General features: G+C 60.9%; 13 protein-coding genes and 1 other RNA gene. 7 read left to right on the top strand and 7 right to left on the bottom strand.

Translation table 11 applies throughout. The annotated features are described in order from the left end of the window. Window positions 1–7 precede the first annotated feature (7 nt). Both ACSBLW_RS08185 and ACSBLW_RS08180 read left to right on the top strand, forming a co-directional pair. The gene (locus ACSBLW_RS08185; RefSeq protein WP_435260074.1) at window positions 8–295 is read left to right on the top strand and encodes an SH3 domain-containing protein; all 288 of its coding nucleotides are present in this window, start codon (window positions 8–10) and stop codon (window positions 293–295) included. 42 nt (window positions 296–337) lie between these two features. Next, window positions 338–1,261, top strand: a complete 924-nt coding sequence (locus ACSBLW_RS08180; protein WP_435259720.1) for an MYG1 family protein — start codon at window positions 338–340, stop codon at window positions 1,259–1,261. A 5-nt stretch (window positions 1,262–1,266) separates the two neighbouring features. Here ACSBLW_RS08180 and ACSBLW_RS08175 read toward each other — a convergent pair whose 3' ends face one another. Continuing rightward, the gene (locus ACSBLW_RS08175) at window positions 1,267–1,965 is read right to left on the bottom strand and encodes a metal-dependent hydrolase (protein WP_435259719.1); all 699 of its coding nucleotides are present in this window, start codon (window positions 1,963–1,965) and stop codon (window positions 1,267–1,269) included. Window positions 1,966–2,129: 164 nt separating this feature from the next. Between ACSBLW_RS08175 and gatC the strand changes: the two genes are divergently transcribed. The 5 genes from gatC (at window position 2,130) to rnpB (ending at window position 5,761) form a co-directional block, all read left to right on the top strand. Next, window positions 2,130–2,417 carry an Asp-tRNA(Asn)/Glu-tRNA(Gln) amidotransferase subunit GatC gene (gene gatC, locus ACSBLW_RS08170; RefSeq protein WP_435259718.1) on the top strand — a complete coding sequence of 96 codons (288 nt, stop codon included), beginning with the start codon at window positions 2,130–2,132 and terminating at the stop codon, window positions 2,415–2,417. Then, entirely contained in the window at window positions 2,414–3,892 is a 1,479-nt protein-coding gene (gene gatA, locus ACSBLW_RS08165) for an Asp-tRNA(Asn)/Glu-tRNA(Gln) amidotransferase subunit GatA (protein ID WP_435259717.1), read from the top strand. The genes gatC and gatA overlap by 4 nt, the downstream gene beginning before the upstream one ends. A gap of 37 nt (window positions 3,893–3,929) precedes the next feature. Beyond that, window positions 3,930–4,673 carry a hypothetical protein gene (locus ACSBLW_RS08160; RefSeq protein WP_435259716.1) on the top strand — a complete coding sequence of 248 codons (744 nt, stop codon included), beginning with the start codon at window positions 3,930–3,932 and terminating at the stop codon, window positions 4,671–4,673. Next, window positions 4,670–5,320 (top strand): N-acetylmuramoyl-L-alanine amidase, encoded by a 651-nt coding sequence (locus ACSBLW_RS08155; protein ID WP_435259715.1) that lies wholly within the window; start codon window positions 4,670–4,672, stop codon window positions 5,318–5,320. Before ACSBLW_RS08160 ends, ACSBLW_RS08155 begins: the two co-directional genes overlap by 4 nt. Before the next feature lie 34 nt (window positions 5,321–5,354). After that, window positions 5,355–5,761, top strand: an RNA gene (gene rnpB, locus ACSBLW_RS08150) — RNase P RNA component class A. 16 nt (window positions 5,762–5,777) lie between these two features. Here the strand turns inward: rnpB and queF are convergent. From queF to ACSBLW_RS08120, 6 genes are all read right to left on the bottom strand, one after another. Further along, window positions 5,778–6,242 (bottom strand): preQ(1) synthase, encoded by a 465-nt coding sequence (gene queF / locus ACSBLW_RS08145; protein WP_435259714.1) that lies wholly within the window; start codon window positions 6,240–6,242, stop codon window positions 5,778–5,780. A gap of 15 nt (window positions 6,243–6,257) precedes the next feature. After that, window positions 6,258–6,965 (bottom strand): 7-carboxy-7-deazaguanine synthase QueE, encoded by a 708-nt coding sequence (gene queE / locus ACSBLW_RS08140; protein ID WP_435259713.1) that lies wholly within the window; start codon window positions 6,963–6,965, stop codon window positions 6,258–6,260. Continuing rightward, on the bottom strand, window positions 6,962–7,315 hold the full coding sequence (gene queD, locus ACSBLW_RS08135; RefSeq protein WP_435259712.1) for a 6-carboxytetrahydropterin synthase QueD: 354 nt from the start codon (window positions 7,313–7,315) through the stop codon (window positions 6,962–6,964). Before queD ends, queE begins: the two co-directional genes overlap by 4 nt. Further along, a complete protein-coding gene (queC, locus tag ACSBLW_RS08130; protein ID WP_435259711.1) occupies window positions 7,315–8,016 on the bottom strand; it encodes a 7-cyano-7-deazaguanine synthase QueC in 702 nt (233 codons plus the stop codon). The genes queD and queC overlap by 1 nt, the downstream gene beginning before the upstream one ends. A 98-nt stretch (window positions 8,017–8,114) precedes the next feature. Continuing rightward, on the bottom strand, window positions 8,115–8,951 hold the full coding sequence (locus ACSBLW_RS08125) for a hypothetical protein (RefSeq protein WP_435259710.1): 837 nt from the start codon (window positions 8,949–8,951) through the stop codon (window positions 8,115–8,117). Then, on the bottom strand, window positions 8,941–10,626 hold the full coding sequence (locus ACSBLW_RS08120) for an Hsp70 family protein (RefSeq protein WP_435259709.1): 1,686 nt from the start codon (window positions 10,624–10,626) through the stop codon (window positions 8,941–8,943). Before ACSBLW_RS08120 ends, ACSBLW_RS08125 begins: the two co-directional genes overlap by 11 nt. Window positions 10,627–10,657: the final 31 nt, after the last annotated feature.

Genomic DNA, 10,657 nt, shown 5'->3' with positions numbered 1-10,657 from the left:
CGTGTCACTGTTCAGAACTTCGGGAACTTTTGCCCTCGTGGCATTCCTTCTCGCGGGCTGTGTCGGCTCGACGGGTCAGACGGTTGCTGTCAAAGGGGTTGGCGACGCTGACCTTTTGAAGATGCGGGCCGGGCCGGGCTTGGGCTACAACATCGTGCTGGGCTTGCCCGATGGCACTCGGCTGACCCGCCGCGACTGCGTGACAGAGGTCGGCCAGCTGTGGTGCCGCGTCTCCCTCTCGAATGCACCGGGTGTTTCGGGCTATGTTTCGGCTGATTACCTGACCGGAAACTAAGGCCTGACCGCCCCTTCCGCCCCTGCCACGACGGGAAAGCCCATGACGCCCGATTTCCTTGTGACCCATTCCGGCGGTTTTCACGCCGATGATCTGATGTCGACCGTGGTGCTGACACGGCTCTTTCCGAAAGCCCAGTTGGTGCGCAGCCGTGATGATCGCTGGACGACCCCGGCGGCTGACCGGGTTATCTATGACGTTGGGCGTGATTTCGATGCCGGCAAAGCGATCTTTGACCACCACCAGAAAAACCCGCCCCTGCGCGCGGATGGGCAGCCTTTCAGTTCATTCGGCCTGATCTGGAGAGAATATGGGCCGCGCTATCTTGCTGCCCTAAACGTTCCAGACGCAGATATTCCCAAGGTTCACGCGGAATTCGATCAAAGTTTCGTTCTTCCCATCGACCTGATGGACAACGGCGCAATTGATCCGGGGGCCGCAGGCCTCCTTGCCAGCCTTTCGCTGCCTGTCTTGCTTGAAAACTTGAAGCCCGTTTTCGATGCCAAGGAACGCGAGGCAGAAGACGCGGCCTTTGCGGTTGCCGTCGATGTCGCCCGCGCCTTGGTCGAGGCGGTCTTGCGCCAGATGACAGCGAAACTTCGGGCCGAGATGATTGTGCGCGCCGCGATCGAAAGAGCTGGCCCCAGCCCCATTCTGGAATTGCCGATGGGCATGCCCTATCGCGAGGCCATTGAAAAGTCGGGGGCGGATCATCTCTTGTTCGTCATCCATCCCCGAGACTCGGACTGGGCCTTGAACGGCATCAAGATCAGCGAGTCAAGTTTTGCCCAACGGGCTGATTTGCCAGCAGAATGGGCGGGTCTGACCGATGCGGCACTAGAGCTGGCCTCTGGCGTGAAGGGGGCGAAGTTCTGCCACAACGCCCGCTTCATTGCGGTGGCCGACAGCCGAGAGGCGATCATACAGATGGCAGAGCTTGCCGTGCGCTCTGCCACCAAAGGCTGATCGCCTTAGAATGTGATCGGTTCCAGCACCTTGGGTTCGATCACCTGTGTTCCGATCGGAACCCCGGCGCGTAAGTCATCGGCGCTTTGCGCCAAGATGGGGTAGGTCAGATAGTGGCAGGGGATCACGGTTTTGAACCGGAAATAGCGCCGCGCCGCATAGGCCGCCCGTTTCATATCCATCGTATAACGCCCGCCACAGCACAGAATACCGATGGTGGGTTTGTGATAATCCCCCATCCATTCCATATCGGCCATCAGATCGGTGTCGCCTGATACATAGATGACCTCGCCCTCGCCAGCGATCATGAACCCATTGGCTGAACCGGCCACAATCGGATCGCCGCCCAGATAGTCGACACTGGAAGAATGCGAGGCTGCGACCATCGTCACCGCAGCACCGCCGCAATCAATGGTGCCGCCACGACCAAAGCCCATGACGTTCTCTGCGCCCTGACGCTCAAACCACTCGGCCAACTCATGCACGGTGGCGATCATCGCTCCGGTTTTCTGCGCAAATTCCAGAACGCCCGAGGCATGGTCGCCATGGGCATGGGTCACCAGAATATGCGTCACTCCCGCAATCGCCTCGTCAATCCGGTCCTGCGGAAACATCGGATTGCCATGCAGCCACGGATCAATCAGCAGCACCGCCTCTTCAACCTCGATCCGATAAGTAGAATGGCCCAACCAAGTAATCTTCATTATCAACCTTCCTCTGCCAAACGCCCTATTGCGCGTGTGGTCCTGTAATTTGGACCGTCATCCTGACCACTCTTTCCCTTTCCCGGCAACCCCCTGCGGCCAAGGACTTGCAGGGCCGGGGGCAGGGGGCTAAACGGAGCGGGACTGAAGGAAAGGGAAACCCCATGTCCATCGACATCGAAACCGCCCGCAAGGTGGCAAAACTGGCCCGCATCCGGGTGAATGATGAAGACTTGCCGCCCTTGGCGCAAAAGCTTTCGTCGATCCTTGGCTTCATGGAGCAGTTGAACGAGGTCGACGTGACAGGGATCGAACCCATGACCAGTGTCACCCCACAGCGGCTGAAGCGCCGCGTCGATGTGGTGACCGATGGCAATATTCAGGAGGCCGTGCTGAAGAACGCGCCCGACGCGCGTGAGGGCTTCTTTGCGGTACCGAAGGTGGTGGAATGAGCGTGAACGGCTGGACAATCGAAGCGGCGCGCGATGCGCTGAAAAAGGGCGAGGTTTCGGCGGTTGACCTGACCATGTCCTGTCTGACGGCAATGGATGCGGGCGATCAGTTGAACGCCTTTGTTCACAAGACGCCGGAACTGGCGCTGGATCAGGCCCGCGCGGCTGATCTGCGGATCAAGGCAGGCGATGCTCCGTCGATGTGCGGCATTCCGGTCGGCATCAAGGATCTTTTCGCCGTCAAGGGCGTGGCCACTCAGGCAGGCTCGAACATCCTGAAAGGCTTCAAGCCGGAATACGAATCCACCGTGACCGCGAAATTGTGGGAAGCGGGCGCGGTCATGCTGGGCAAGCTGAACATGGACGAATTCGCCATGGGCTCGTCCAACGAATCCTCGTGCTATGGCCCGGCCGTCAACCCGTGGAAGATCGACGACCGCAATCTGACGCCCGGTGGTTCGTCGGGCGGGTCGGCCTCTGCCGTTGCCGCCGACCTTTGCATTGCAGCGACCGGCACCGATACCGGCGGTTCCATCCGCCAGCCCGCCGCCTTCTGCGGCATCACCGGGATCAAGCCGACCTATGGCCGCGTCAGCCGCTGGGGCATCGTGGCCTATGCCTCCTCGCTGGATCAGGCGGGCCCAATGACCAAATCGGTGCGCGATGCAGCCATCATGCTGGGCGCGATGGCGGGGCACGACCCCAAGGATTCGACCAGCGCCGATATCGCCGTGCCGGATTTCGAGGCCGCGCTGACCGGTGACATCCGTGGCAAGAAGATCGGTATCCCTCGCGAATACCGTCTGGACGGGATGCCTGCCGAAATCGCCGCGCTCTGGGACAAGGGCATGGACATGCTGCGCGACGCGGGCGCCGAGATCGTCGATATCAGCCTGCCGCACACGAAATACGCCTTGCCTGCCTATTATGTCATCGCGCCTGCAGAGGCCTCGTCGAACCTCGCCCGCTATGACGGCGTGCGCTATGGCCACCGTGCCAAACTCTCGGCCGGTGACGGCATCACCGAGATGTATGAAAAGACTCGCGCCGAAGGCTTTGGCCCGGAAACGCAGCGCCGGATCATGGCAGGCACCTATGTGCTCTCTGCTGGCTTCTATGACGCCTATTACAACCGCGCCCGCCGCGTTCGCGCGCTGATCAAGCGCGATTTCGAACTGGCCTTCGAGGCCGGTGTTGATGCAATCCTCGCCCCGACCACCCCGTCGGCGGCCTTTGGCATCGGCGAGAAGGGTGCTGCAGACCCGGTCGAAATGTATCTTATGGACGTCTTCACTGTCACGCTGAACCTTGCCGGTCTGCCGGGGGTCGCGGTGCCTGTCGGGTTGAACGCACAGGGTCTGCCACTGGGCCTGCAATTGATTGGCCGTCCATGGGACGAGGCGAACTTGCTAAATCACGCCTATGTGCTGGAACGCGCAGCGGGATTTGTGGCAAAGCCGCAGAAATGGTGGTAACTGCCGCCTTCGACGTCCACTGAACGGTTCAATTGAAATGCGCTTGCCTGCTCTTCTGACGGTTTCTTCCCTCGCACTTGCGGCGTGTGGGCCGACTGTGCCGGACAGTGGGGCGGGCGCCGGATACAACGATTACAACGCCTATCTGCGCGAACGTGAGGCCGCAGCCGCGCGCCCGCAACCGATTGTTCCGCCGGGTTTCTCGACCGATGTCGTCGGCGCCGCAATTGACCGCGCTGACGGTGGTGGCCTGCCACCCAGCAGCGGGACGGGTGCCGTGATCGGGGCCACACCCACCAATCCGGCACCCGCAGTGGTGGGCGCGGGCATCCGCCCACGCGGCAACGCGCCTTCGAACATCAAGGAAGAATCGGGCGAGATGGTTCATGCCACCGGCAGTGCTTCGATTTCCGATGAAAACGACTTTCAGGCCGTCTCGCAGCGCGAAACCATCGCCAGCGACAAGGAACGGATCGAACGGAACCGCTCGCAATACGTCGTGATTCAACCCGGTGCTCTGCCAACCCGTCCGGGTGAACTTGGCCCGAATATCGTCGATTACGCTTTGGCCACCACCAACCCGGTCGGCACCCAGCTTTACAAGCGGTCGTCTTTTGGCATCGGCAACAGCGCCGCGAAATGCGCGAACTATGCCTCGCCTGATCTGGCACAGACCGAATTCCTTGCCAAAGGCGGACCAGAGCGTGACCGGCTTGGGCTGGACCCCGATGGTGACGGCTATGCCTGCGGTTGGGATCCTTCGCCTTTCCGTCTGCGGTGACGCTGCCCTCTCCGAATTTCGGCGAAAGGCGTGGCGGCGTTCGCCCCTCGATTATTGTTCTGCATTATACCGGTATGGACAGTTGCGCCGCCGCGCGTGACCGCCTGTGTGATCCAACGGCGGAAGTCTCGGCCCATTGGCTGATCTCGGAAACCGGAAAATGCGAGCAACTGGTTGATGAGGCGCAGCGCGCTTGGCATGCGGGGGCGGGCGAATGGGCGGGCATCACCGATGTGAACAGCCATTCCATCGGGATCGAGCTTGCCAATACCGGAAGCCACCCGTTTTCCGAACCCCAGATGCAGGCCCTTGAATCCTTGCTTCGGGGCATCATGGACCGCTGGTCGATCCCGCCCGCCAATGTCATCGGCCATTCCGACATGGCCCCGGCCCGCAAATCAGATCCCGGCCCGAAATTCGACTGGCAACGGCTTGCGCGTCTTGGTCTGGCAATCTGGCCGACGCCATCCGATACGTCGCCTGACCCCGGCCAGTTTCGCCCAATGACCCGCAATCTGGGTTACGGCGACCACCCCGATGACCTTCTCCTTCGCGCCTTTCGCCTGCGCTTTCGACCCCATGCCTCTGGCCCCTTGGCCGAAGATGACCTGCGCGTGCTGGCCGCGCTTGCCGCAAATCCCCGTTGACGCCGCGCCATCGCCCGCGTAATCCCCACACCGCGCGGATGGCTGGATGACCGCGTGTCTCAGCAATGGGACGCGAGGAAAGTCCGGACTCCATGAAGTAAGGGTGCCGGGTAATGCCCGGCGGGGGTAACCCCAGGGAAAGCGCCACAGAGAACAGACAGCCTCGCTTGCGGGGCAATGGTGAAACGGTGGGGTAAGGCTCACCGCGGTTCTGGTAACAGGGCCGGCACGGCAAGCCCCACCCGGAGCAATGCCGAATAGGGGCCTCGTGTGGAAAGGTCTGCGCCCGCCGCAAGGCAACAGCAGAGACCTCCGCAGGGACACTTCAGCCCAGAGGCCCGGGTTGGCAGCTAGATCCCGTCGGTAACGGCGGGGGCAGAGGAATGGTCATCCAAGGGGGCAACCCCGGGACAGAATCCGGCTTACAGGCCATCCGCGCAAATCATCGACCTTGGCCTTAGCCGCGCCCGCGATAGGGCGGCACACCTTGGTCTGGCACCCAGACACCGGCAGGAACGGGGCCGGACTGCCAAAAGACGTCAATCGGAATGCCGCCGCGCGGATACCAATAGCCGCCGATCCGCAGCCATTGCGGCTCAAGGAAATCAACCAGCCTCCGCGCGATCGACACCGTGCAATCCTCGTGAAACGCACCGTGATTGCGGAATGATCCAAGGAACAGCTTCAGCGATTTCGATTCCACAAGCCAAGGGCCGGGAACGTAATCAATCATCAGATGCGCGAAATCGGGTTGGCCAGTGATCGGGCACAGCGAGGTGAACTCGGGCGCGGTGAACCGCACCATATAGGCCACATCGGCCTGCGGGTTCGGCACCCGTTCCAACTCGGCCTGCTCTGGCGACTCGGGCAGCCGCGTCGCGCCGCCAAGCTGGGTGAGGTTTTGATAGATATCTTGCGTCATGGGTGTCTCCTGAAATCAGACGCCACGTTTGTTGCCCCAGATCAGCACATGCATCTGGGGAAGAATGCGGGGGGTAAACCAACCATCCGCCATAGCCGTTTCCACCAGCCATTCCAGACGGTCGGCCAGATCCTGCGGATTGACGGGTTTTTCCGGGTCAACCTCGGGGTTTCCCGGTTGCAGATACAAGGGCAGGCCCGGGTGGCGCGCATGGGCATCCTTGGCCCAGTCATAATCCACGCGGTCAAAGACCACGATCTTCATCACCTGCTGCCGCGCCTTTCGTCCGGCGTCGACACAGGCGGCAAAGGCTCCCCAATCCACCACCTCCCCACTAGAGGGCGGCTTGGGCGACAGCACCAACATGTCCAGATCCCCAAACCAGTCCCGCGCGATGGACCCTTGGGTTTCACAGGCGAAACGGTATCCCGCAGCCTTGCCCATGCTGATCAACGGACCAAAATCCTGGATCGCCGGGTTGCCGCCGCTGATCGAAACGGTCAGGGGCTTGCCACGCGACAGCCTTTCGACCTCGGCCCAGATCGCAGCCTCGGCCATCGGCTTCCATGTTTCGCGATAGGCGCTGTCCACCGCATGCAGGCTGTCGCACCAACTGCACCGGTAATCGCAGCCACCGGCCCGCACAAAAACCGTCGGCTCGCCGATCAGTGCGCCTTCGCCTTGAACCGTTGGCCCAAAAATCTCGGCAATCCGCAGGGTCATGGTCGATATTCCGCCCATGTCTTCGGCGTCTCGCTGACCGCAACCGACGTGGTTTCAGGCCACTGCGCCTTGCACCAATCATAGAAATGCTTGGCCATGTTCTCTGCAGTCGACGGGCCCGTCAGCACGTCGTTCAGGTGACGGTGGTCAAAGCTGTCGTCGATATAGGTCTTCAGCGGCTTCAGATCGTGATAATCCCGCACGAACCCGTCGCTGTTCAACGCGGGCGCCGAAAGCTCGACCACCACGATGTAATTATGACCATGCAACCGGGCACATTGATGATCGGCGGGCAGGTGGCTGAGCTGATGCGAGGCGGAAAAGTGAAATTCCTTGCGTATCCGGTACATCAGCGGCCCTCGCGATTGGCAATCGCCTCGATCCAGAACGCCGGATCGTCATAGACCGTGGGGTCTTCAACGCCCGCCAGATGAAAGGCCTCGCGCCGTTCGACACAGGTGCCACAGCGCCCGCAATGATGCGCGCCCCCCTTGTAGCACGACCACGTCTCGGCAAAGGGCGTGCCAACCTTGGCCCCTTCGCGCACGATGTCGGCCTTCGTGCGTTCCACAAAGGGCGTGTAAAGCTGCACGCTTGCATAGCCGTCCAGCGCCGCCTGCTGCATCTCGTTGAAGGCGCGGGTAAAGGCCGGGCGGCAATCGGGATAGATGAAGTGATCGCCGCCATGCACCGCCGTCGCGACCGCCTCGTCGCCATTCGCCGCCGCCACCCCAAAGCCAATGGCCAGCATAATGGCATTGCGGTTCGGAACCACGGTGATCCGCATGGTTTCCTCGGCATAATGTCCATCGGGCACGTCGATATTGTCGGTCAGCGCCGACCCCGTCAGCCCCGCGCCAATCGCCCGAATGTTGATCAGGTGAAAGGGAACCCCAAGGCGGCGCGCCGCCTCTGCGGCAAAGTCCAGCTCTTTGCGGTGCCGTTGACCATAGTCAAAGGACACCAGACGCGTCAGCTCATGTTCTCGCGCAATGATATGGGCAAGCGATACGGAATCGAGCCCGCCCGAGCAGATCGTAAGTGTTTTCATTTTGAACCCTTGTTTTGATAACCGGGTAGGCTGCGACCGGTGAGGGGCGATCTAAACGCCAAAAGGGGCCAAGGCAAGTCTATGCGATGATAGCGGGCCTAAGGTTGTGGCGCGGTCACCGCCCCCACGAGCTTCAAGAGCAGGATCAGGCACACAATGACAGCCCAACTGGGTGCCCCCATTTCTTCCCAAAACCGCCCCCACCGACCTTTTGGTTGGCGAATTTCCGCAGGTGCCACGCTGTTTCCGTAAACCCGCGTGGCCATCGCATTCAGCATGGTCTGATTGCCCCAGAAATCGCGCCGAAACGCGTTGTGGTCCGAAAGCCAGCCATAACGCCGGTCCAAGGCTTGGATCGTAGCGGCATCAATGCTTTCTGACAGTTCCAACTCGCCCAGAGAATCCTGCCGTGTATTCTTAGACACCAACCGGGCCATCTCGCGGCGCAGGCGCGGGCCATAGTCCTCATCCGCCACAAAGGGCGACGCCAAGGCCTCACAAATACGCTCCCCCAAAGACTGGCGCGTATTCGGCACTCCCAGAAAGGTGATAAGCGCCTGAAATTCCTGCTCTCTCTGCCTCAGCGCTGCCCATTCATCGTCCTTGGCGCTTGGTTCAACCGCCTGTTCACCCGGGTTGTCCATGGGCGTTACCGGCTCATGAAACTGCACAACAGGCAAGGGCGCAGCCAGTTCCGCAACATCCTCGGCAGGTGCAGCCTTGGCAGCAGCGCGGCGTTCTTTGGCGTTTGTCCTGTCCTGCCGCATCCGCAGCGCCGATTGATAGGCCTGCCGCAAGGCGGCAAAGCCCTCGATATCCGTCGCCTGATCAATCTGCTTCAATCGCTTTGCATAGGCGCGTCGAATCTCTGCCTCGGTGTCCGGCATTTTCGGCAGGTCCAGAACGGACCAAGGCCATTTCGCTTTAGTTGACATGGCCAGCCTCAAAGGCGTCCAACGCCTTGTGCAGGTCTGGCCGCAACGCCTTTAGGGCATGTTTGTCCTGCGCCTCGACGGCTGTATCGAATTGGACCAACAAGCCCGCCACCCAAGTCCGCGCCTCGCCATGCGCCATCGCATAGGCCGCCTCGATCCGGCTTCTCAGATAGATGTTCTCGGCCTCATCCCTTGGATGGGTCTTTAGCCCCGCCATCTTCTTCAACGCCACCGCGATATCGGCCTTGCTCATCTCTCCGGCCAGCTTGTCGATCACCAGATTGGCGGTCTTCCCCGTCGAGTTCGCCTTCACATCCACTTCCAACAGCCCCGAGACATCATAGGTAAAGCGCACCGTCACGCCTTCCCGCTCGTTCATGTTGCGCGGCACTGGAACCTTCACTTCGCCCAGATAAAGGTTGTTGCGCACCAAAGGGGATTCGCCCTGAAAGATACGAAAGACCACCTCTGTCTGCCCCAGTTCCATGGCGTGAAACTGTTCCGAGCGAGAGGTCGGGATCACCGAATTCCGCTCGATCAGCGGGGTGAAATAGCCGCTGCGGATGTTCGTGCCGGCCAAGACAGAGGTCTCGACCCCCAGCGTAAAGGCCGCAACATCCGTCATCACCATATCTTCCAGCCCGGCGTCATTTGCGATCAGTCCGGCCTGAACGGCAGCGCCAAGCGCAACCACATGGTCGGGGTCAAGACCAACGGTCGGAAACTGACGCAGCTTGCGCGTCACCCAATTGCGGATACCCGGCATCCGTGTCGCGCCACCAACAAGAATGATCCGGCCAATTTCTTCGGGCGACGTGGTCGTGTCATTCAAAGCCCGATCCAAAGGCGCATTCAGCCTTGTGATCAGGGGGGCAGTGATTTCGTCGAACCGCTCCCGCGTGATCTCAAGCGTCTTTTCGGCGCCGTTCAGCGTGGTTGAAACACTGGCCTTCGTCTCTTGCGTCAGCTTGCGTTTTGTCCGTTCAGCCAAATCCAGAAGAATCGGACGCAATTCCGTGTCATGTGGGTCCACCGCCCATTGCGCCGCCATGTATTTGGCAAGGCTTTCGGTGAAATCCTCGCCTCCCAGAAAGGCATCACCCGAACTGGCCCTGACCTCGATCACGCCGTCGAACATCTCTAAAAGCGAAATGTCAAAGGTGCCGCCGCCCAGATCAATCACCAGAACGCGGCCCTCTGCTTCCCGCTCATGCAGGCCATAGGCAAGCGCCGCCGCCGTGGGTTCATTGATCAGCCGCGAGATATGCAACCCCGCCAGCGCCCCCGCGCTTCGCACCGCTTTGCGCTGAAGTTCGTTGAAATAGGCCGGGACCGAGACAACGGCCTCTCGCACCTCAACGCCCAGATGGGCTTCGGCATCAGCTTTCAGCGCGCCCAGAATCATGGCCGAAAGCTCGGGCGCGCCAAAGTCCTTGGACCCCAACCGAAACGCCCGGTCCGTTCCCATGCCCCGCTTGAACACCGCCGCAGCCATCGACGGCTCGGCAATCGCAATCCTGCGCGCCGCCGCGCCGACCACCAGCTGACCGTTCTGCAAGGCCACGACCGACGGTGTCAGAACGTCGCCCAAGGCATTCGGGACCAATTCTGCCTTGCCGTCGCGAAAAACAGAGATCAGAGAATTGGTCGTTCCAAGGTCGATACCGAAATGCACTGTTTCACCCGAGAAAATTGAAAAACCACCC

The organism is Thioclava sp. FR2, from assembly GCF_051200875.1.
GTDB lineage: Bacteria > Pseudomonadota > Alphaproteobacteria > Rhodobacterales > Rhodobacteraceae > Pseudotabrizicola.
The sequence above is the reverse complement of the archived record's forward strand: the minus strand, read 5'-3'. Positions and strand labels throughout refer to the sequence as shown.

Bases quoted from the DNA above. Each gene is read 5' to 3' on its own strand.
- queE (WP_435259713.1), bottom strand. From the start codon at position 6,965: ATGACCCTGCGGATTGCCGAGATTTTTGGGCCAACGGTTCAAGGCGAA.
- gatC (WP_435259718.1), top strand. From the start codon at position 2,130: ATGTCCATCGACATCGAAACCGCCCGCAAGGTGGCAAAACTGGCCCGC.
- gatA (WP_435259717.1), top strand. From the start codon at position 2,414: ATGAGCGTGAACGGCTGGACAATCGAAGCGGCGCGCGATGCGCTGAAA.
- ACSBLW_RS08160 (WP_435259716.1), top strand. From the start codon at position 3,930: ATGCGCTTGCCTGCTCTTCTGACGGTTTCTTCCCTCGCACTTGCGGCG.
- queC (WP_435259711.1), bottom strand. From the start codon at position 8,016: ATGAAAACACTTACGATCTGCTCGGGCGGGCTCGATTCCGTATCGCTT.
- ACSBLW_RS08125 (WP_435259710.1), bottom strand. From the start codon at position 8,951: ATGTCAACTAAAGCGAAATGGCCTTGGTCCGTTCTGGACCTGCCGAAA.
- ACSBLW_RS08175 (WP_435259719.1), bottom strand. From the start codon at position 1,965: ATGAAGATTACTTGGTTGGGCCATTCTACTTATCGGATCGAGGTTGAA.
- queD (WP_435259712.1), bottom strand. From the start codon at position 7,315: ATGTACCGGATACGCAAGGAATTTCACTTTTCCGCCTCGCATCAGCTC.
- ACSBLW_RS08180 (WP_435259720.1), top strand. From the start codon at position 338: ATGACGCCCGATTTCCTTGTGACCCATTCCGGCGGTTTTCACGCCGAT.
- queF (WP_435259714.1), bottom strand. From the start codon at position 6,242: ATGACGCAAGATATCTATCAAAACCTCACCCAGCTTGGCGGCGCGACG.